The organism is Symbiopectobacterium sp. RP, assembly GCF_050472005.1.
GTDB lineage: Bacteria > Pseudomonadota > Gammaproteobacteria > Enterobacterales > Enterobacteriaceae > Symbiopectobacterium.
Genome location: NZ_JBGOGS010000001.1, coordinates 1411967 through 1432977, shown reverse-complemented (window position 1 = coordinate 1432977; position 21011 = coordinate 1411967). Strand labels below are relative to the sequence as shown.

The 21011-nt window shown below is 51.2% G+C and carries 19 protein-coding genes and 7 pseudogenes; 12 read left to right on the top strand and 14 right to left on the bottom strand.

The genetic code is table 11. The annotated features are described in order from the left end of the window. Nucleotides 1–138 precede the first annotated feature (138 nt). A pseudogene (locus ACD630_RS09545) lies at nt 139–1062 on the bottom strand (IS5 family transposase). A gap of 72 nt (nt 1063–1134) precedes the next feature. Between ACD630_RS09545 and ACD630_RS09540 the strand changes: the two are divergent. The 3 genes and pseudogenes from ACD630_RS09540 to ACD630_RS09530 form a co-directional block, all read left to right on the top strand. Next, nucleotides 1135–2077, top strand: a pseudogene (locus ACD630_RS09540) (IS256 family transposase); the annotation flags it as partial. A 186-nt stretch (nt 2078–2263) separates the two neighbouring features. After that, nucleotides 2264–2734 (top strand): IS630 transposase-related protein, encoded by a 471-nt coding sequence (locus ACD630_RS09535; RefSeq protein ID WP_430358913.1) that lies wholly within the window; start codon nt 2264–2266, stop codon nt 2732–2734. Next, the gene (locus ACD630_RS09530; RefSeq protein WP_430359968.1) at nt 2617–3087 is read left to right on the top strand and encodes an IS630 family transposase; all 471 of its coding nucleotides are present in this window, start codon (nt 2617–2619) and stop codon (nt 3085–3087) included. Before ACD630_RS09535 ends, ACD630_RS09530 begins: the two co-directional genes overlap by 118 nt. Before the next feature lie 748 nt (nt 3088–3835). On the opposite strand, the pseudogene rsmB reads toward ACD630_RS09530, so the two are convergent. The 3 genes and pseudogenes from rsmB to def form a co-directional block, all read right to left on the bottom strand. Beyond that, nucleotides 3836–4709 (bottom strand): annotated as a pseudogene (rsmB, locus tag ACD630_RS09525) (16S rRNA (cytosine(967)-C(5))-methyltransferase RsmB); the annotation flags it as partial. Between the two features lie 124 nt (nt 4710–4833). Beyond that, the gene (gene fmt / locus ACD630_RS09520; RefSeq protein ID WP_430358912.1) at nt 4834–5784 is read right to left on the bottom strand and encodes a methionyl-tRNA formyltransferase; all 951 of its coding nucleotides are present in this window, start codon (nt 5782–5784) and stop codon (nt 4834–4836) included. Nucleotides 5785–5809: 25 nt separating this feature from the next. Continuing rightward, entirely contained in the window at nt 5810–6319 is a 510-nt protein-coding gene (gene def / locus ACD630_RS09515; RefSeq protein WP_430358911.1) for a peptide deformylase, read from the bottom strand. A 115-nt stretch (nt 6320–6434) separates the two neighbouring features. Between def and ACD630_RS09510 the strand changes: the two genes are divergently transcribed. The 4 genes and pseudogenes from ACD630_RS09510 to ACD630_RS09495 all read left to right on the top strand — a co-directional run. Next, nucleotides 6435–6626 carry a hypothetical protein gene (locus tag ACD630_RS09510; protein WP_430358910.1) on the top strand — a complete coding sequence of 64 codons (192 nt, stop codon included), beginning with the start codon at nt 6435–6437 and terminating at the stop codon, nt 6624–6626. A gap of 236 nt (nt 6627–6862) precedes the next feature. Next, entirely contained in the window at nt 6863–7228 is a 366-nt protein-coding gene (locus ACD630_RS09505) for an IS630 transposase-related protein (RefSeq protein WP_430358909.1), read from the top strand. Then, entirely contained in the window at nt 7152–7685 is a 534-nt protein-coding gene (locus tag ACD630_RS09500; RefSeq protein ID WP_430359967.1) for an IS630 family transposase, read from the top strand. Before ACD630_RS09505 ends, ACD630_RS09500 begins: the two co-directional genes overlap by 77 nt. Before the next feature lie 26 nt (nt 7686–7711). Further along, nucleotides 7712–8713: pseudogene (locus ACD630_RS09495) on the top strand (IS256 family transposase); the annotation flags it as partial. Here ACD630_RS09495 and ACD630_RS09490 read toward each other — a convergent pair. Together ACD630_RS09490 and ACD630_RS09485 are read right to left on the bottom strand one after the other, a co-directional pair. Next, the gene (locus ACD630_RS09490; RefSeq protein WP_430358908.1) at nt 8642–9259 is read right to left on the bottom strand and encodes an IS630 transposase-related protein; all 618 of its coding nucleotides are present in this window, start codon (nt 9257–9259) and stop codon (nt 8642–8644) included. The pseudogene ACD630_RS09495 and the gene ACD630_RS09490 sit on opposite strands and share 72 nt — an antisense overlap. Before the next feature lie 32 nt (nt 9260–9291). Beyond that, the gene (locus tag ACD630_RS09485; protein ID WP_430358907.1) at nt 9292–9531 is read right to left on the bottom strand and encodes a hypothetical protein; all 240 of its coding nucleotides are present in this window, start codon (nt 9529–9531) and stop codon (nt 9292–9294) included. Nucleotides 9532–9683: 152 nt separating this feature from the next. Between ACD630_RS09485 and cpxR the strand changes: the two genes are divergently transcribed. After that, the gene (gene cpxR, locus ACD630_RS09480; protein WP_430358906.1) at nt 9684–10382 is read left to right on the top strand and encodes an envelope stress response regulator transcription factor CpxR; all 699 of its coding nucleotides are present in this window, start codon (nt 9684–9686) and stop codon (nt 10380–10382) included. 16 nt (nt 10383–10398) lie between these two features. After that, nucleotides 10399–11772, top strand: a complete 1374-nt coding sequence (cpxA, locus tag ACD630_RS09475) for an envelope stress sensor histidine kinase CpxA (RefSeq protein WP_430358905.1) — start codon at nt 10399–10401, stop codon at nt 11770–11772. 42 nt (nt 11773–11814) lie between these two features. Here the strand turns inward: cpxA and ACD630_RS09470 are convergent, their stop codons facing one another. The 3 genes from ACD630_RS09470 to ACD630_RS09460 form a co-directional block, all read right to left on the bottom strand. Next, nucleotides 11815–12054, bottom strand: coding sequence for a metal-sensitive transcriptional regulator (locus tag ACD630_RS09470; RefSeq protein ID WP_430358904.1), 240 nt, complete (start codon nt 12052–12054; stop codon nt 11815–11817). An 88-nt stretch (nt 12055–12142) separates the two neighbouring features. After that, a complete protein-coding gene (locus tag ACD630_RS09465) occupies nt 12143–12358 on the bottom strand; it encodes a heavy-metal-associated domain-containing protein (protein ID WP_430358903.1) in 216 nt (71 codons plus the stop codon). A 57-nt stretch (nt 12359–12415) separates the two neighbouring features. After that, nucleotides 12416–14776 (bottom strand): heavy metal translocating P-type ATPase, encoded by a 2361-nt coding sequence (locus tag ACD630_RS09460; RefSeq protein ID WP_430358902.1) that lies wholly within the window; start codon nt 14774–14776, stop codon nt 12416–12418. A gap of 499 nt (nt 14777–15275) precedes the next feature. On the opposite strand from ACD630_RS09460, the gene ACD630_RS09455 reads away from it, so the two are divergent. Next, nucleotides 15276–16085 carry a hypothetical protein gene (locus tag ACD630_RS09455; protein WP_430358901.1) on the top strand — a complete coding sequence of 270 codons (810 nt, stop codon included), beginning with the start codon at nt 15276–15278 and terminating at the stop codon, nt 16083–16085. A 108-nt stretch (nt 16086–16193) separates the two neighbouring features. On the opposite strand, the gene ACD630_RS09450 is transcribed toward ACD630_RS09455, so the two are convergent. The 3 genes and pseudogenes from ACD630_RS09450 to ACD630_RS09440 all read right to left on the bottom strand — a co-directional run bounded on the left by ACD630_RS09450 (nt 16194) and on the right by ACD630_RS09440 (nt 17422). Beyond that, nucleotides 16194–16568, bottom strand: a complete 375-nt coding sequence (locus ACD630_RS09450) for a Mor transcription activator family protein (protein WP_430358900.1) — start codon at nt 16566–16568, stop codon at nt 16194–16196. Next, nucleotides 16562–16753, bottom strand: a pseudogene (locus ACD630_RS09445) (regulatory protein GemA); the annotation flags it as partial. The gene ACD630_RS09450 and the pseudogene ACD630_RS09445, both read right to left, overlap by 7 nt. Before the next feature lie 21 nt (nt 16754–16774). Further along, nucleotides 16775–17422 carry an IS630 family transposase gene (locus ACD630_RS09440; RefSeq protein WP_430358899.1) on the bottom strand — a complete coding sequence of 216 codons (648 nt, stop codon included), beginning with the start codon at nt 17420–17422 and terminating at the stop codon, nt 16775–16777. 36 nt (nt 17423–17458) lie between these two features. Here ACD630_RS09440 and ACD630_RS09435 point away from each other — a divergent pair, with 36 nt between their 5' ends. Next, nucleotides 17459–18766, top strand: coding sequence for a transposase (locus tag ACD630_RS09435; protein WP_430358898.1), 1308 nt, complete (start codon nt 17459–17461; stop codon nt 18764–18766). Between the two features lie 17 nt (nt 18767–18783). On the opposite strand, the pseudogene ACD630_RS09430 reads toward ACD630_RS09435, so the two are convergent. Then, nucleotides 18784–18894 (bottom strand): annotated as a pseudogene (locus ACD630_RS09430) (IS630 family transposase); the annotation flags it as partial. 227 nt (nt 18895–19121) lie between these two features. Between ACD630_RS09430 and pepD the strand changes: the two are divergent. Then, a complete protein-coding gene (gene pepD, locus ACD630_RS09425) occupies nt 19122–20582 on the top strand; it encodes a beta-Ala-His dipeptidase (RefSeq protein ID WP_430358897.1) in 1461 nt (486 codons plus the stop codon). 55 nt (nt 20583–20637) lie between these two features. Here the strand turns inward: pepD and ACD630_RS09420 are convergent. After that, nucleotides 20638–20988, bottom strand: a pseudogene (locus ACD630_RS09420) (DNA polymerase IV); the annotation flags it as partial. Nucleotides 20989–21011 lie beyond the last annotated feature (23 nt).

The following is a 21011-nucleotide window of genomic DNA, read 5'->3' as shown; positions in this document are numbered from 1 at the left end:
CATGAGAAAAGTGTACACCTGAGATGACAAGCATTTTCAACCAAAACTGGCATGGAAAAACAGCATGATTACCTATTATTCAAGGCTTTGTTGAATAAATCAGAACTTGTAACGACTGCGCCCCATACGGGTCGATTGTTACGTGATGCGAATACTGTTCGGCATTCCTAATAGCGTGATCAGGTTAAGCGCTTTGACCATGGCCATGGCTTCACCCACCTGACCATCGTAGTCTCTCAGACTTAGATGACCACCCAGAAGCCTTTTGAACCGGAACATGGCCGTTTCAGCCACTGAGCGCCGGTGATAGCCCACTTTCTTTTTCCAGATAGCGTTACTACCGCTAATGCGCTGATTTGCAACAGCGTGGTTACGCTCGTGGTAGCGATCTTGCCAATATTGCGCCCCCCTTCGTGGCGGGATAAGCGGCCTTATTTTCTTCCTCAGCAGAGCATCATAGCAGTAAACTGTATCCTAAGCGCCGTCAGCCGATGCCTCTCTGATTTTCCGGTGGGTCTGGTTTATCAGCGCCGGTAGAGCTTGGGCATCAGTCGTACCACTGAGCGAGAAATCCGCACAGATAATCTCATGCGTCACACTGTCTACTGCCAGGTGCAGCTTACGCCATACCCTGCGTCTGTCGGCACCATGCTGCCGGACTTTCCATTCGCCTTCGCCAAAGACCTTCAGGCCGGTTCCATCAATGACCAGATGTGAGATTTCACCAGGGGTTGGCGTTTTTATGCTGATGTTCACTGTCTTTGCTCGCTTGCTGAGCAGCGAATAGTCTGGACAATGGAGCGACAATTTAATCAGTTTAAAAATCGAGTCACCAAAGCCCTGTAAAGCCCTCAATGAAAGGCCAAACACGCGTTTCATCATCAGGACTGTGGTGATGGTCATATCTGAGTAGTGGAGCGGTCGTCCACGCCGTTCAGTAGTGTTTTTTTCCGTCCATGCAGCAATGGCTGATTCATCTAGCCATACGGTTAGAGAACCGCGCTGCTTGAGGGCCTTGTTATAAGAGGGCCAGTTGGTGATTTTAAAATTTTGTTTTGCCATGGAGACCTGATTTTGAAACAACTGTGTTGATCTGCTCCGATGATTACCCAAAAGTTCTATTTATTCAACAAAGCCGCTGCGTTCAAAGAGCTGTATGACGCGGATGTCTCACCCGCCCTGCTATCGAAGGTCACCGATGCCGTTATGGAGCAGGTTGTTGAATGGCAAAACCGCCCCCTGGATGCGGTTTATCCCATTGTTTACCTTGACTGTATCGTTCTAAAAGTCCGGCAGGACAGCCGCGTTATCAATAAGTCTGTGTTCCTGGCGCTGGGTATCAATATCGAAGGCCAGAAAGAGCTACTGGGGATGTGGCTGGCCGAAAATGAAGGCGCAAAGTTCTGGCTGAACGTGCTGACAGAACTGAAAAACCGTGGCCTGACCGACATCCTCATTGCCTGTGTGGACGGCCTGAAAGGGTTCCCGGATGCCATCAACACGGTCTACCCGGAAGCCCGCATCCAGTTGTGCATCGTGCACATGGTGCGCAACAGTCTGCGCTTCGTTGCCTGGAAGGACTATAAGGCGGTAACACGCGACCTCAAAGCAGTGTATCAGGCTCCAACCGAAGAGGCCGCGCTTCAGGCGCTGGAGACGTTCGGTGGGACGTGGGATCACCGCTATTCGCAGATAAGCCGGAGCTGGCAGTCAAACTGGGCCAACCTGTCGACATTCTTCTCGTACCCGCAGGAACTTCGCAAGGTAATCTACACGACGAACGCTATATAACTAAACGACTTAAAAATGATTACAGCCAATGCCCTGATATGTGGCAAAAAAATACAGCTAATTGTTATCAAAATAATGTCGCTTGGCTATAGAATCACTGAACAGCGTGCTCCGGCATGCAATCAAGAAACGCAAGGTGTTCCCGACTGATGACTCGGTGAAGAAGGTCGTATGGCTGGCAATCCAGGCGGCATCACAGAAATGGACGATGCCCTTACAGAACTGGCGTATGGCAATGAGTCGCTTTATTATCGAGTTCGGTGACCGCCTTGACGGTCACTTCTGAGAAAGGCATTTACACAAAATCTTAAACAGGCTCAATAATAACAGGAGCACCCCATGAATTATGCATTCGCGGGTCATGCTGCCCTCATGGGAAGCTATCACCCGGAAGAAACCCACCTGGATAAATGGGTTCAATGGCTGAGAAACGGATATAGCTAAACGACTTAATTTTGATTACATTATTTAAATGAGCTATTCAATTGATTTTAGACGTAAAGTGATATCTACACGGGAAGAAGAAGGGTTGAGTATCCGAGAAACAGCGAAGCAATTTCGGATTGGCCCTACCTCTGTATCGCGTTGGATTAATCAAATAGCGTCAAAAGCATCGACCACGCGTCAGCGAAAGAGCGATAAATCCGAGTGGATAAAAGATGTTGAACCATATCCAGATGCTTACCAAAAAGAACGTGCAGAGCGTTTTGGCGTTTGTCAGAAGGCCATTTGGCAAGCTCTTAAAAAGCTGGGATTGACCTATAAAAAAAAACTCTACGTCATCCGAAAGCCGACGAAAGCGCCCGGCAAGCATTTCAACAAAAAATACAACAGTATGAAAAAGAAGGAAAACCTATTGTTTTTATTGATGAAAGTGGTTTTCCACATGATACCCCACGGACTCACGGCTATTCCCCAAAAGGTCAACGGTGTTTTGGCCTGAAGAACGGGGGAGGCAAGGGAAGAACAAATGTTATCGGCGCTTTATTAGGCACAACGCTGTTTGCTATCGGATTATTTGATATCAATATTAACAGCGATGTTTTCTATTCCTGGGTCACACAAGTCCTTATCCCAGTACTCCCTAAAAACAGGGTAATCGTGATGGACAATGCAACTTTTCACAAAAAACATAATATTCAACAAGTCATCATCGATGCAGGGTATATGGTGGAGTATTTGCCTACATATTCGCCAGATCTTAACCCCATTGAGCATAAATGGGCACAAGCAAAAAGCAAAAAAAGAGAGAGTGGTTGCGATACAGAGATTTTGTTCTCAGTCCATATGGTGTAATCAAAATTAAGTCGCTTGGCTATAAATGGCAGATCTTCTGCAATTTCACCAATTTTACGGGTGTCACCGACCCACTCGGCCCGATGCCCTTCCTTTCCCCGGATAATCCAACATATTCCTTGGGAGCTTAATGTGCGCATATGCCCGATAGAGTCACCTTCACGGTCAATGAGATGAACTAACTTCTTCCCGGTATCAAGAGACTCAACGCGGGCGATATCAGCCGTCAAAGCATCCATATGAGTCAGACTCTCAGACAAGCCCTCGGTTAGCGTTGAACGACAACCCGCCCTATCGGTTAGAGTTTGAGACAGGGGCGCTATTGGTAAACCATTTGCAGCATCAACCAGTAGGCGGGTTTGTAGTTCATAACCGACGTCGCCACCATGCGTCATTTTCAAACGTTCTTCTTTCCCATTGTGGGTACGAAATTGTAAATGAGACCAGTCGTGAACGACGAGAGCGTATGGATGCGGGCTAAGTGCAACCTGCCGGAGAGCCAGCGAAATAATCGATTCGTTGAGCTGAGTGAAGCTAATACGTTCATTATTAAAAAAACGCCAAACGGCCTGAGTAGTGGCGAATGTTGTTTTCTGCGCGCAGGCAAGGTCTTTAACGGCTGACGCCAATGGTGCTGCGGGAGTCATGTGTTGCTTAACCAGACGCTGATAACGCCGGCATCAATCCCGCCGATGGATAAGTTGAGATCATGCAGCAACGTAATAGCAGATATTGCAAAAGATGTGTAGATACCTATGACCTTAGCGTGAGGCGCTACTTCCAGAATATGGGTGGTTTTCCCACCCGGTGCAGCACACAGATCGAGAATATGTTCATTGTCCTGCGGCGCTAACCAGCGCACGCAACCTTGTGCAGAGACATCCTGCACGGTAACCCAGCCTTGCGCGAAGCCGGGTAGCAGGCTTACGGCACAAGGCTCGTTCAGCATGATGGCTTCGTCCTGTTCAGGATGTGGCTGAGCGGCGATACCTGCTTCAGTTAGCAGTGCTAAATAGTGTTCCCGTGTGTGGTGCAAACGGTTGACGCGCAACCACATTGGGGGACGCTGGTTGTTGGCCTCAACAATCTGCTACCACTGATGCGGATAGGCTTTCTTGAGGCGTGCTAATAGCCACTCGGGGTGAACGAAGCGCGACGCATGGTTAGCCGCGCGTTCATCCAGCAAATCGGCCTGCTGGCGTTGGAATTGGCGCAGTACGCCGTTAATCAACCCTTTGAGCTGTGGGCGCTTGAGTGCAACAGCACCGTTAACCGTTTCAGACAGCGCGGCATGGGCTGGGATGCGCGTGTGAGCGAGTTGATAGATGCCCACCATGATCAGGTTGTGCAACGTGCGCTGCTTCCCGGTCAGCGTTTTTGCCATCAACTGCTGAATTATCCACTCTAACTGTGGCAACACGCGTAATACGCCGAAGCACAGCTCTTGCAACAGGGCACGATCCTTTTCTGAGATATCACGCTGATATAGCCAACCGACATTATTTTGATAACAGCCAGCTATGCTTTTTTGCCGCATATCAGGGTATCTGTTGTAATCATTTTTAAGTCGGTTGGCTATACTGTGGCAGTAGTAAACTTAGCGACTGGCCTTTATCGAGCACCTAGCCGATAACGTTCGCGGCGATGGCGCTCAGATTGTATGTTGTTTTCATGGATAGTGATTGTCTGAAAAGGTAACGCGCCTGACATAACAGCAGACGCGATTCCTTTTAATGGATGAGTGTATTATGCCAGTACGTTGCCTAGAGTGAACCATTCGCGACGCGAATTGAGCAGATCCTGCACCGACATCGATTTTTTGCCCGCAGGTTGCAGTTGCAACAGGTTCAGTACGCCTTGCGCGGTAGCGACCTGTATACCTTGCTTGTCTGCACTGATGATCGTGCCGGGTTGTGCGCTATGGTTAGTGTCCAATGCGCTGGCTTTCCACACTTTAACTGGTTGTTCGTCAATGATGATATAGCTGACAGGCCAGGGATTGAAGGCACGAATGCAGCGTTCCAATTGCTCGGCACTGAGTGACCAATCAAGCTTAGCCTCTTCTTTGCTCAGTTTTTCAGCGTAAGTCGCCAGACTGTCATCTTGTTTTTCCGCGACAGCCGTTCCCTGCGCCAGTGATGCCAGCGTCGTCAGCAACCCCAGCGGGCCCAGTTCTGCCAAGCGATCGTACAGTGAGGCGCTGGTGTCTTGCGGCGTTATCGGGCATGACAGCTTATGCAGCATGGCTCCGGTATCCAACCCTGCATCCATTTGCATGATGGTTACACCGGTTTCAGCGTCTCCGGCCCAAAGCGAGCGTTGTATCGGTGCCGCACCGCGCCAGCGCGGTAGCAGCGAGCCGTGCACATTGATACAGCCTAGGCGCGGCATATCTAACACCGCCTGCGGCAGGATCAAGCCGTAGGCCACGACCACCATGATATCCACCTGTAAATCAGCGATCAGTTGCTGATTTTCTGCTGGGCGCAGCGATTTGGGCTGCAACACCGGGACGCCGTGCTGTTCAGACAACACTTTGACCGGGCTGGGCGTCAGTTTATTGCCTCGCCCTGCAGGACGATCGGGTTGGGTAAAAACACCCACCACCTGATGCGGTGAAGCCAGCAGAGCATCAAGGTGGCGCGCTGCAAAGTCAGGTGTACCCGCGAAAATAATGCGTAGGGAGCTTTCGGACACGGCGTTTCCTGCGGTAGTGATAAGATTATGGACGACCGTTTAGTCGGGCCATTTTTTCCAGCTTTTGGCGAATTCTCTGGCGTTTTAACGGCGAGAGATAATCAATAAACAGCTTGCCAACCAGATGGTCCATTTCGTGTTGGATACAGATTGCCAACAGGCCATCAGCTTCCAGCTCAAAGGGGTTACCTTCCCGGTCCAGCGCTTTGACCTTCACGCGCTCAGCGCGCGGCACCAGCGCACGGGTTTTAGGAATGGACAGACAACCCTCTTCAATACCGGTATCGCCGTCTTTTTCCAGCAGCTCTGGGTTGATCAACACCAAACGCTGATCGCGTTCTTCGGAAACGTCAATCACGATAATGCGCTGATGCACGTCCACCTGACTCGCAGCAAGGCCGATGCCTTCTTCTTCGTACATGGTGTCGAACATATCATCGACGATGCGCTGAATTTCTGCATTAACCTCTGCGACAGGTTTCGCGATAGTGCGAAGCCGCTCGTCTGGAAAATGTAATACCTGCAAAACTGACATAGTTGATTTCGATCTTTATCCGGTTGATGAAAGCGTATCTGGATCTATTCTAGATATTTCCGATTCTGATTGACAGCATTTGCCCTGTAAAGCGCAATGGCACAAGGATGAACGCATGCAGGACGTGGAGCTGTGGCTGCGGTTAATGAACGTGCGACGCCTCAACGCGCTGAAAACGGTGCAATTGGTGGAGCAATTGCATCCGCTGGCAGAGGTGACTGCCGAGGTACTGTCCGCGCAGGCCTTGTCGGAAGAGCAGGTCGCGCAATTTCTCACGCAGGATGAAAGTGAGTGTGAAACGGTATAGCCAAGCGACATTATTTTGATAACAATTAGCTGTATTTTTTGCCACATATCAGGGCATTGGCTGTAATCATTTTTAAGTCGGTTGGCTATATTACGCTGGCTGGAGGAACCGACTCACCATCTGCTCACGTACGCAGACTCGCGTTACCCCCCATATTGCGGCAGATACCTGCTTCTCCCCGGGCACTGTTTGTGCGTGGTATAGATAAACGACTTAATTTTGATCACATTATTTAAATGAGCTATTCAATTGATTTTAGACGTAAAGTGATATCTACACGGGAAGAAGAAGGGTTGAGTATCCGAGAAACAGCGAAGCAATTTCGGATTGGCCCTGCCTCTGTATCGCGTTGGATTAATCAAATAGCCTCAAAAGCATCGACCACGCGTCAGCGAAAGATCGATAAATCCGAGTGGATAAAAGATGTTGAACCATATCCAGATGCTTACCAAAAAGAACGTGCAGAGCGTTTTGGCGTTTGTCAGAAGGCCATTTGGCAAGCTCTTAAAAAGCTGGGATTGACCTATAAAAAAAACTCTATGTCATCCGAAAGCCGACGAAAGCGCCCGGCAAGCATTTCAACAAAAAATACAACAGTATGAAAAAGAAGTCAAACCTATTGTTTTTATTGATGAAAGTGGTTTTCCACACGATACCCCACGGACTCACGGCTATTCCCCAAAAGGTCAACGGTGTTTTGGCCTGAAGAACAGAGGAGCCAAGGGAAGAACAAATGTTATCGGCGCTTTATTAGGCACCACGCTGTTTGCTATCGGATTATTTGATATCAATATTAACAGCGATGTTTTCTATTCCTGGGTCACACAAGTCCTTATCCCAGTACTCCCTAAAAACAGGGTAATCGTGATGGACAATGCAACTTTTCACAAAAAACATAATATTCAACAAGTCATCATCGATGCAGGGTACATGGTGGAGTATTTGCCTACATATTCGCCAGATCTTAACCCCATTGAGCATAAATGGGCACAAGCAAAAAGCAAAAAAAGAGAGAGTGGTTGCGATACAGAGATTTTGTTCTCAGTCCATATGGTGTAATCAAAATTAAGTCGCTTGGCTATACCACCGGCGATGGTCCGCTGGAACTGCGTACACCACGTGATCGTGATGGTTCCTTTGAACCGCAGCTGGTGAAGAAGAACCAGACCCGGCTCTCCGGGATGGATAACCAGATTTTATCGTTGTATGCCAAAGGGATGACCACCCGCGAAATTGCCGCTGCGTTCAAAGAACTGTATGACGCGGATGTCTCACCCGCCCTGGTATCGCAGGTCACCGATGCCGTTATGGAGCAGGTTGTTGAATGGCAAAATCGCCCCCTGGATGCGGTTTATCCCATTGTTTACCTTGACTGTATCGTTCTGAAAGTCCGGCAGGACAGCAGCGTTATCAATAAGTCTGTGTTCCTGGCGCTGGGTATCAATATCGAAGGCCAGAAAGAGCTACTGGGGATGTGGCTGACCGAAAATGAAGGTGCAAAGTTCTGGCTGAACGTGCTGACAGAACTGAAAAACCGTGGCCTGACCGACATCCTCATTGGCTGTGTGGACGGCCTGAAAGGGTTCCCGGATGCCATCATCAACACGGTCTACCCGGAAGCCCGCATCCAGTTGTACATCGTGCACATGGTGCGCAACAGTCTGCGCTTCGTTGCCTGGAAGGACTATAAGGCGGTAACACGCGACCTCAAAGCAGTGTATCAGGCTCCAACCGAAGAGGCCGCGCTTCAGGCGCTGGAGACGTTCGGTGGGACATGGGATCACCGCTATCCGCAGATAAGCCGGAGCTGGCAGTCAAACTGGGCCAACCTGTCGACATTCTTCTCGTACCCGCAGGAACTTCGCAAGGTAATCTACACGACGAACGCTATAGAATCACTGAACAGCGTGCTCCGGCATGCAATCAAGAAACGCAAGGTGTTCCCGACTGATGACTCGGTGAAGAAGGTCGTATGGCTGGCAATCCAGGCGGCATCACAGAAATGGACGATGCCCTTACAGGACTGGCGTATGGCAATGAGTCGCTTTATTATCGAGTTCGGTGAGCGTCTTGACGGTCACTTCTGAGGAAAGGCATTTACACAACATCTTAAACAGGCTCAAAGCGCCGATAACATTTGTTCTTCCCTTGGCTCCTCTGTTCTTCAGGCCAAAACACCGTTGACCTTTTGGGGAATAGCCGTGAGTCCGTGGGGTATCGTGTGGAAAACCACTTTCATCAATAAAAACAATAGGTTTACCTTCTTTTTCATACTGTTGTATTTTTTGTTGAAATGCTTGCCGGGCGCTTTCGTCGGCTTTCGGATGACATAGAGTTTTTTTATAGGTCAATCCCAGCTTTTTAAGAGCTTGCCAAATGGCCTTCTGACAAACGCCAAAACGCTCTGCACGTTCTTTTTGGTAAGCATCTGGATATGGTTCAACATCTTTTATCCACTCGGATTTATCGATCTTTCGCTGACGCGTGGTCGATGCTTTTGACGCTATTTGATTAATCCAACGCGATACAGAGGCAGGGCCAATCCGAAATTGCTTCGCTGTTTCTCGGATACTCAACCTTTCTTCTTCCCGTGTAGATATCACTTTACGTCTAAAATCAATTGAATAGCTCATTTAAATGATGCAATCAAAATTAAGTTGTTTAGCTATAAGTGCAGCCCGGGCGCATCTTGCCTTGCCTGTTGCATCAGGTCACGCAAGTGTTGACGCTGTTGTTCCGTCAGTTTCACACCGTCAAACAGACCGCGCTGATTGATGGCGTTTCGCAAGGCTGCATCGCCAGAGTGCCAACCAGGCAGTGACGCACTATCGCTATCGGCTACTGATGCGTTAACGACACCGAACATCGGCAACGAAATGAGAGAGATTTTTATGTGCCGTAGCATTATCACCCCCCGGTACAATGCTCCAATCTGTGAATCAATGAACACAAGTCTAAACACCTTGCTGCAAACATGCGTCAGAGGATGTAAAACTACGTAAAGTCATGGAATAGCGTCGATCTATGACGTATTTTGCCCTTGGAGGTAGCCTAATCATGAACAAGATTCTGTTGGTGGATGACGACAAAGAGCTCACCGCTTTGTTGAAAGAGTTGCTCGAAATGGAAGGTTTTAACGTTGTCGTTGCCCACGATGGCGAACAGGCATTAAACGTATTGGACAATACGGTAGATTTGCTGTTGTTGGACGTCATGATGCCGAAGAAAAACGGCATCGATACCTTGAAAGAGGTACGGCAGCAGCATCAGACGCCCGTCATCATGCTAACCGCGCGCGGTAGCGAACTGGATCGAGTTTTGGGGCTGGAACTGGGGGCGGATGATTATCTGCCTAAACCGTTTAACGATCGTGAACTGGTGGCCCGTATTCGCGCCATTTTACGCCGCTCATCGTGGACCGAGCAGCAGCAAACCACGGATAACAGTTCACCGACCGTTGAAGTGGACGGTTTGCGCCTCAATCCGGGGCGCCAGGAAGCGAGCTTCGACACCGAAGTGCTGGATCTCACCGGCACCGAGTTCACGCTGCTCTACCTGTTGGCGCAGCGGTTGGGACAAGTGGTGTCGCGCGAGCATCTTAGTCAGGAAGTGCTGGGTAAACGTCTGACGCCGTTCGATCGTGCGATAGACATGCACATTTCCAATCTGCGACGTAAGCTGCCGGAGCGTAAAGACGGACAACCCTGGTTCAAGACGCTGCGCGGACGCGGTTATTTAATGGTATCAACAAGTTAAAATAGGTATCTGCGGCATGATCGACAGTTTGACTTCGCGCATTTTCGCCATTTTCTGGCTGACGCTGGCGTTGGTGCTAATGCTGGTGCTGATGTTGCCCAAGCTGGACTCACGTCAAATGACGGCGCTGTTGGAAAACGAGTATCGTCAGGGCGTGATGCTGGAACAGCATATCGAAGCCGATCTTGCCGCCGATCCGCCTAACGACCTGTTTTGGTGGCGACGCTTGTTTCACGTGATCGAAAAATGGTCACCGCCGGGGCAACGTCTGGTTTTCGTCACGAGTGAAGGGCGCATTTTCGGTACGCTGCAAAAAACCGAAATGCAGATTGTGCGTAACTTTATCGGCCAGTCTGATAATGCCGACCATCCGCAGAAGAAAAATTATGGTCGGCTCGAACTGCTCGGACCGTTTTCCGTGCGCGACGGTGAGGATAATTACCAGGTTTATCTGATCCGCATGGCAAACAGCCCGCAGTCCGATTTCATCAATCTGCTACTGGACCGCCCGCTGCTGTTACTCATTGTCACTATGCTTATCAGCACACCGCTGTTGCTTTGGCTGGCCTGGAGCCTGGCAAAACCTGCGCGTAAGCTGAAAATTGCGGCCGATGAAGTAGCGCAAGGCAACCTACGTCAACACCCCGAGCTGGAAGCCGGGCCGCAAGAGTTCCTCGCCACTGGTGTCAGCTTTAACCAAATGGTCAGCGCGCTGGAACGCATGGTTACCGCGCAACAACGTCTGCTTTCTGATATTTCCCATGAACTGCGCACACCGTTGACACGCTTGCAATTGGCTACCGCGCTGCTGCGCCGTCGTCAGGGTGAAAACAACGAGCTGAACCGCATTGAAACCGAAACGCAACGGCTGGACAGCATGATCAACGACCTGCTGGTGTTGTCGCGCAACCAGCACAAGAACGAGTTGGGGCGTGAATATATCCGCGCCGACGAACTGTGGGGAGACGTGCTGGATGACGCCCGCTTTGAAGCCGAGCAAATGGGTAAAACGCTGGACGTGCCCTATCCACCCGGCCCCTGGCCGCTGTTCGGCAACCGTTCCGCACTGGAAAGCGCTTTCGAAAATGTGGTGCGCAACGCCCTGCGTTACTCAAACACCCATATCAGCGTCGCCTTTGCCGTTGATAATCAAGGACTCACCATTAACGTTGACGATGATGGCCCCGGCATTAATCCGGAAGATCTCGAGCAAATCTTCCGCCCGTTCTATCGCACCGATGAGGCGCGTGATCGGGCGTCGGGCGGTACGGGGTTAGGGTTGGCGATTGTGGAGAATGCGATTAGGCAACATAAAGGCTGGGTTAAAGCAGGAGACAGTTCGTTAGGGGGGTTACGTCTGGCCATCTGGCTACCGCTGAACGAACGCTAAGCGCAGCTATACTCGTGGGGTACGGCGCGTTGCGCCGCCCCGCTAGCGCATACGCTGAATCACTTGCAGCAGTTCCGCGATCGCTGCTTCCCCACCATCGTCCAATACCGCCTTGCGCACGCAGCCGTTGGTGTGATCGGCCAGCAATTGATTGGCAACAGCATTAAGCGCAGAACGCGCCGCAGAAATCTGATTGAGGATATCAACGCAATAACGGTCTTGTTCGATCATCTGACCGATGCCGTTAACCTGACCGTTAATTCGGTTGAGCCGGTTCAGCAACGCTTTTTTACGCGGCTGAACCACACGGCAAACATCCGATTCATCGGCTGAACTGGCCGCTTCAGTGGCAGCGACACAAAACTCGCACTTACGACGCGGCGACGTCAAAGCCGAGTCCTTCGACAGTGTCGCGGAAGGCGTCTGGGTTGGCTTTTTCTGTCTCATTGTACTCCACGTTTACCAGACCGGTTTCCAGCGTGACCTGCACACCCTGAACCCCATTAAGCGCTTCCAGCGCGTTCTTGACCTTACTGGCGCAGCCGCTGCAGGACATACCTTGGACGTTGATTGTAACATAGGACATAAAATACTCTCCATTTCACATTGTGTGACACCGGGCGGAGCCGGAAGGCTCAGAATATCAGTCGCGCTGAGTCGGTTTCCAATGACGTAACAGCAGTGAATTGCTCAGCACGGAAATCGAACTGAGCGCCATGGCACTCCCGGCAATAACCGGATTCAGTAACGACAACGCCGCCAGCGGAATGCCCAGCAGGTTGTAGAAAAACGCAAAAAACAGATTCTGTTTCACCTTACCGAGCGTCGCGCGCGACAGGCTGATGGCATCCAGCAGGCTATCAAGGCGGTTACGCATCAGCACCACGTCCGCCGTATCCAGCGCAATGTCCGAGCCCGCGCCAATGGCGAAGCCTACATCTGCCGCTGCCAATGCAGGCGCATCATTGATACCGTCGCCCACCATACCCACACAGCGTCCATTGGCCTGAAGGCGCTGTATCTCCGCCGCTTTGTGCTCCGGCAACACCTGAGCCACCACGTTGGTGATCCCCACCTGTTTGGCAATCACCGCCGCCGCACGAGGATTATCCCCCGTCAACATCATGACCTCAATCCCCTGATGTTGCAGATCGGCGATTGCGGTACGTGCATCGTCGCGCACCTTATCTGCCAGCGCAATGTACCCCAATAGAAGGTCAGCGCGGGCCACGGCAATCACCGTTTTTCCCTGGGCTTCCAGTTTGGCAATCTGCGCCTGATCGAGCACGATATCATTTTCAGCCAGAAAACGCGGTGACCCCAACAGCCAGTTTTCACCGGCAACCTCGCCTTTTACCCCCCAGCCAATCACCGCCTGAAACTCACTCACCTCGACGGCTTCCACACCGGCTTCCCGCGCATGCTGCACCAGCGCTTGCCTGAGGGGATGCTCAGAATGCTGTTCGAGAGAAAGTGCGACGCGCAGCAGTTCAGCGTCGGCCACCGCAGCTTCTGGCAGTACGTCACTGACCGAAGGCTTACCTTCCGTGATGGTGCCAGTCTTATCCAGTACCAGTACCTGCAAACGCTGCACTTGCTCTAACGCATTGGCATTGCGGAACAAGATACCGGCACGCGCCCCTTGCCCAGTACCCACCATGATCGCCGTCGGCGTCGCTAACCCCAGCGCACAGGGGCAGGCAATCACCAGCACTGCTACCGCACTCACCAGGCTGGAGGCCAAATCCCCGCTGATAAACCAGTGTGTCAGACAGGTGAGCAGTGCGATCACCACCACCACCGGCACAAACACTGACGAGATTTTATCTGCCAACCGCTGCACTGCGGCTTTTGAGCCCTGAGCTTTTTCGACCATACGAATGATACGCGCCAGCGCCGTATTACTTCCCACACCGGTGGCTTTGACACGCAGCATACCGCTTTGGTTAAGCGTCGCGCCAAACACCTCGGCACCCACCGCTTTCACCACCGGTACACTCTCACCAGTGAGCATCGATTCATTGACCTCTGAGAGGCCATCGAGAATGACGCCGTCAACAGGAATACTCTCGCCGGGACGCACCACAAAGATATCGCCGCAGTGCAGGCTGGCTACATCGCGATCTTCAATTTCACCGTCCACCTCCACATGTGCGATGGGCGGTTGCAGGTTTAGCAAACCTTCAATGGCGGCACCGGTTTTGGTTTTCGCTCTGCTTTCCAACAGCTTGCCCAGCAGTACCAGCGTAATGATCGCGGCACTGGCTTCAAAATAGAGATGACCGTGCAGCGTGGTCAGCAACGTGAACAGACTGAACAAATAGGCCACGCTGGTCCCTAGCGTGACCAGCACATCCATGTTGGAGGTGCCGCTGCGTAATGCACTCCAGGCACGGCGGTAGAAATGGCGTCCGCTCCAGAACTGCACCGGCGTTGCCAGCAGTGCTTGCAACCAACCGGGCAGCAGATGCCCGCTGCCGAAAAACATCCCGACCATTTCCGCCATCAGCGGCACCGTGAGCACGACCGCAATCAGAAATTCCCGGCGTTCACGCTGCCACGCGCGTTCGCGTCGTGCACGTTCTTCGCCACGCTGACCGCCCTCGACGGCATGGGCTTGAAAGCCACCCAGCTCAACCGCACGCACCATCTGTTCCGGGCTAACCACGCCGGGGCGATAGCGAACACTGGCTCGGCTGCTGGCAAACAGTACCGTCGCATGTACATCCTGTAGTGCTTCAAGTGCCGCCTGAATACGTTCGGCACAGCGTTCGCTGCTCATGCCGGAAAGTTCCAACGTCAGAGTCTGTTCAACAACGTCAAAGCCGACTTTATGTATCGCAGCGACCACATCCTGCACCGTGCTGCTTTCCCCTTGCAGCCGAACACGCGCACGCTCGCTGGCGAAATTGACATTGGCTTCCACCCCCGGCAAGCTGTTTAACACGCGCTCAAGACGCACAGCACAGGCCGCGCAGGACATGCCGCTGATTGGAAGGTGCAATGAGAGAGGATCGCTTGCATTAGTCATTTCGTTGTTATCCTTAGACTTTCCGTTAAAAGGCGTCGATATACGCCTTGTCGGTGAGGGGATAACACTTCCCCTGATTTCGCTAACAATATACCTCATACGGGTATATTGTTAGCGAAATAGTGCTAAACATGTTTATACCCTAAATAATTCCAGTTGCAGGAGGGCGGCACGTTCAGTCGCATCACATCAGCGTGCAGATGCAAACAATCACGGTCAACAGAAGCCTGCCGTGATTCGAATTTCAGTCATCTGCCTGTTGTGTTTTGCTGCTCCTTCAGTAGAGTGAGCGTTATTTTCCGCTATAGCCAACCGACTTAAAAATGATTACAGCCAATGCCCTGATATGTGGCAAAAAATACAGTTAATTGTTATCAAAATAATGTCGCTTGGCTATATTTATCAGGGCAGTCAGTTTGAGCAAAGCGTGGTGTGACCGCTTTGTTCCTTGTCCGTCAAACAGGAAGTGATAATGAAAGGTGTTTCCTTATTGGCTGGCGCACTTGCACTTCTTTTCAGCGGCCAGGCGTTGAGTTCAGGTGATGACGTATGCGGATTTTCCGATGCCGAATGCGGCATTGCGGTCCTGCCTTATCTGGAGCCCAATAATGACACCCGCGTCAATCTGATCCTGCTGCAAAGCAGCCGTCATCATTTGGCCCTTCCACTGCCACAGCCATTGCCCGATCAGACACGAACCCGCGTGAATCCGTTTACTGCTTATCGCGTCATGGGGCTGACGGCCAGTGAGACCAGCGAGGACGACACCTCGGCGGACAGTGCGAATCAACCCTCACCGCTGGCCGCCAAGGCTAAACAGCTAAACCTTCCTCCCGAGGTGCAAGCGCAGATGGATACGCTGGCGCCGGAGGAAAATGAAGGACGTCATATCTCCAACGATACCAGCGCAGTAGAAGCCTTTTTTGATGTGCTGCTGGCAGATACCCAACTCACCGAACCACAGCGCATCCAGCTGGCACAAGCTCGCATCAACATGCTCTCCACCACCACGTTAGCCACCATGACTCGCGATCTCGCGACGCTGCCTGCGGATGGGCATACCGGAGAGCTCAAACAGTATTTGATTAACGCGGTGGCCTTTTATCAGGGTCTGTTTGAACAGGCCAACAGTGGTTTTCAGTCGCTAACCACGGCCAACCAGCCGTGGGTGGCCGAAACCACGCGCTACATGTTGATTCGCGTGTCGCTGAATCAGGCGATGGAAAATGCGCTGGATGAATACAACATGTTCAATGTCGATAAGGCGGATGATAGGACGTGAGATATTTAAACGGGAAACGTGCGATAAATGTGGATCTACCTAGGACAAACTGGATCTATCTGGGACAGGTAACAGTAATTAAGTTTCACTATGTGAAACAAGGAACAGTCATCGAGACGGCTTATCTTCATCTTCAAACAGATTGCCCTGGATGCGAGCCATCTCTTCTTTTTTAACGCGTTTGACCACCGAGTAAATCCACTGTAGCGAGACTTTGTATTTACGCGCCAGTGCGTGGTGGTTATGGCCGTTGAAGTCAGCAAATATCTCCCGGTCACGCTGGCTGACTTTCCATATCAGCCCCATTGGAAAATAGACATTTTGCCCGCCCCAGACCGCCATCATCTGACTGGCGACGGCATCGCCTATCTGGCTGGCAACAGCAGGGTCAACATCGATAATCTGCCTGACGGTCTGGGCGGTGTGCTCGGCCAGTTCAACCAGTAACTCTGGCCCTTTGCTACGAAAGGTATTCTCTAGCATGAGGTTGACCTCGCTACGCGTTTTTGCCACTGCTTGAGTTTTTCGATAACCTGGCTGGCCTGAGGGTTATCCAGCCAATAAGGCGAATCACAGCCGGTTTCCCGTTTAACAAAGTGAGCAAGGGCTTTCGCCGAGGCATCACGGACGATGCCATCATCGGCCATTGCCTGCCACAGGGCCTGTATAGCCAAGCGACTTAATTTTGATTACACCATATGGACTGAGAACAAAATCTCTGTATCGCAACCACTCTCTCTTTTTTGGCTTTTTGCTTGTGCCCATTTATGCTCAATGGGGTTAAGATCTGGCGAATATGTAGGCAAATACTCCAGCATATACCCTGCATCGATGATGACTTGTTGAATATTATGTTTTTTGTGAAAAGTTGCATTGTCCATCACGATTACCCTGTTTTTAGGGAGTACTGGGATAAGGACTTGTGTGACCCAGGAATAGAAAACATCGCTGTTAATATTGATATCAAATAATCCGATAGCAAACAGCGTGGTGCCTAATAAAGCGCCGATAACATTTGTTCTTCCCTTGGCTCCCCCGTTCTTCAGGCCAAAACACCGTTGACCTTTTGGGGAATAGCCGTGAGTCCATGGGGTATCGTGTGGAAAACCACTTTCATCAATAAAAACAACAGGCTTACCTTCTTTTTCATACTGTTGTATTTTTTGTTGAAATGCTTGCCGGGCGCTTTCGTCGGCTTTCGGATGACGTAGAGTTTTTTTATAGGTCAATCCCAGCTTTTTAAGAGCTTGCCAAATGGCCTTCTGACAAACGCCAAAACGCTCTGCACGTTCTTTTTGGTAAGCATCTGGATATGGTTCAACATCTTTTATAGCCAACCGACTTAAAAATGATTACAGCCAATGCCCTGATATGTGGCAAAAAATACAGATAATTGTTATCAAAATAATGTCGCTTGGCTATATCAGCGTCTGGTTAAGCAACACATGACTCCCCCAGCACCATTGGCGTCAGCCGTTAAAGACCTTGCCTGCGCGCAGAAAACAACATTCGCCACTACTCAGGCCGTTTGGCGTTTTTTTAATAATGAACGTATTAGCTTCAGTCAGCTCAATGAACCGATTATTTCGCTGGCTCTCCGGCAGGTTGCACTTAGCCCGCATCCATACGCTCTCGTCATTCGCGACTGGTCTCATTTACAGTTTCGTACCCACAATGGGAAAGAAGAACGTTTGAAAATGACGCATGGTGGCGACGTCGGTTATGAACTACAAACCCGCCTACTGCTTGATGCTGCAAATGGTTTACCAATAGCGCCCCTGTCTCAAACTCTAACCGATAGGGCGGGTTGTCGTTCAACGCTAACCGAGGGCTTGTCTGAGAGTCTGACTCATATGGATGCTTTGACGGCTGATATCGCCCGCGTTGAGTCTCTTGATACCGGGAAGAAGTTAGTTCATCTCATTGACCGTGAAGGTGACTCTATCGGGCATATGCGCACATTAAGCTCCCTGGGAATATGTTGGCTTATCCGGGGAAAGGAAGGGCATCGGGCAGAGTGGGGCGGTGACACCCGTAAAATTGGTGAAATTGCAGACGATCTGCCATTTATCGCAAACAGACAGGTTGGCTGGAAAGGGAAAAAAGCCAATATGGAGATCGGGGAAACATCCGTGATCATAACGCGAACAGCAAAAGCGAAGCGGAAAGACAAGAACACCGGACGGCGAGTAAAAGTTCAGCCAGGCGTAGCTCTGACACTCAGATTAGTTGTGGTTCGCCTTACCGATACTCACGGTAAATTTATCGGACGCTGGACGCTGCTCACAAACGTTAGCAACGAGCTCACCAGCGCGGAAGTCGCTCGCTGGTATTACTGGCGCTGGGGTATTGAATCCTTTTTTAAGCTGCTGAAAGGTGCCGGTCATGATGTAGAAAAATGGCTTCAGCGCAGTGCTGGTGCCCTGCTACGCAGGTTATTGATAGCTAGCATGGCATGTGTGCTGGTATGGCGGCTGCAACGCGCTGAAGGAGACGACAATGCGGCAGCCCGTCAGTTAATTTGCCGATTATCCGGACGACAACAAAAACGAGGGCGTAAAGAAAGCGCCCCAGCGCTGCTTGCCGGACTATCCATCCTGCTAAATACCTTGACGTTATTAGCAGACTATACCCCGGAAGAACTTGCCCACTTCGCTATGGTGGTTTTTAACCCTTTATGATGTGTAGATACCTATGCTTCGGAGGCCAGCAGGACGGCTTTGATGCGATCACAAACACGCTTATCACGACTGGTGTCATGAAGGTGTTCGAGTTCGGCTTTTTGCTTGTCGGTAATAAATATCTTCATAGTGGGTGAGCATGATCTTCTTACCGCGTAAAATCAAGCATCTTCAATGATCACGGGTATAAAATGCCATGACCATCGGTAATACAAATTGAAGATGCATCAAAAGATAAGGAAAGTGATATTCTGTCACTGACGTGCCGATTGCGGCGGCACAACCCGAAACGTTTAACTTGCAGTCCTTACGCACCTGATGCGCAGACGGGTCTGCCAACGAGGAGACGCTAATCGTGTCTGAACTGTCTCAACTTGCTCCCCAGCCTTTGTGGGATATTTTTGCCACCATCTGTTCCATTCCCCATCCTTCTTACCATGAAGAGGCGTTGGCGCAGCACATTTTAGCCTGGGCCAAAGGGCGTAATATTCACGCCGAGCGCGATGCAGTAGGAAATATCCTGCTGCGTAAAGCTGCGACGCCGGGGCTGGAAAACCGCAAAGCAGTGGTATTGCAGGCGCATCTGGATATGGTGCCGCAGAAAAACAATGACACCGTACACGATTTTACCACTGACCCTATCCAACCTTATGTGGATGGCGACTGGGTCAAAGCACGTGGCACTACGCTGGGTGCGGATAACGGTATTGGTATGGCCTCGGCGCTGGCGGTGCTGGCAGACGATCGCGTGAAACATGGACCGCTGGAAGTGCTGCTGACCATGACGGAAGAATCCGGTATGGATGGTGCCTTCGGCTTGCAGCCCAACTGGTTGCAGGGCGACATTCTGATCAATACCGATTCAGAAGAAGAAGGTGAAGTGTATATGGGCTGCGCCGGCGGGATCGATTTTATCACCCGTCTGCCGCTGACGCGCGAAGCGCTGCCCGCCGGTCTTTCCACCTTCAAACTGACGTTGAAAGGGCTAAAAGGCGGCCACTCCGGCTGCGATATTCATTTGGGCCTGGGTAACGCCAATAAACTGCTGGCACGTTTTCTGTTCCAGCATGCCGCGAAAACGGATATTCGCGTGTTGGATTTAAACGGCGGCACCCTGCGTAACGCCATTCCGCGTGAGGCCTTCGCCACGCTGGCCGTTCCGGCGGGCAACGTCGCCACGCTGAAAACGCTGGCAGAGCAGTATCTGGCAACGCTGCAACACGAACTGGCTGCCGTGGAGAAAAACCTGACGCTGGTACTGGAAGAAACCACCAGCGATGCTCTGTCGCTCACCGCCGAATCTCGCGATTGCCTGCTGGCCTTGCTGAATTCCACCCCGAATGGCGTCATTCGTATGAGTGATGAAGTCAAAGGCGTGGTGGAAACTTCGCTCAATCTGGGTGTGGTCACCATGAACGCAGAACAGTCAGAAATCGTCTGCTTGATCCGTTCGCTGATCGACAGCGGTAAAGATGCTGTGGTCGGAACGTTGACAGCATTGGGTCAGTTAGCGGGCGCTCACACCGCACCGAAAGGCGGCTACCCTGGCTGGAAACCGGATGCCCATTCACCGGTGATGCAACTGGTGCGTGAAACGTACCAGAAACTGTTCGACACCACGCCGAACGTCATGGTTATTCACGCCGGGCTTGAGTGTGGGTTATTTAAAAAGCCCTACCCGAACATGGACATGGTTTCCATTGGGCCCACCATTACCGGACCGCATTCACCCGATGAACAGGTTCACATCGCAAGCGTAGGCCGCTACTGGCAACTACTGACAGCGCTGCTGGCGGCTATCCCAGAAAAAGCGTAATCAAGGCGCGCCGGGGTATTTACTGCCACCGGCGCGTTAGTGACGTCACGTCCCATTACTCTAAATTCAGCAGCAGTTGGCGTTCCATTTGCGGATCGAGCAAAGTAACGTGCAACCCAACCAGCCTGACGCCTCGTGTCTGATGCCGCTCTTCCTAGGTTTGCCGCGCCAACCGCAGCAGATCCTGCTTATTCAGTTCAGGCCATACGTGTTCCTACGTGGTCTGGCAAAAATCATCGAACTTCAGTTTTACGCCCTGACGGGCGATATGCATATCCGGTTTCACACGCCGCAGACGCAATTCCAGTTCCTGATAGAGTTGTTCCACCAGCCCCTCGCACTCATGCCAATGGTGGATATCGGCAGCCAGCGTCTTTTCCACGCCCACAGATTTACGCAAGCGATCTGGAGAAGAGTTATAGCCAAACG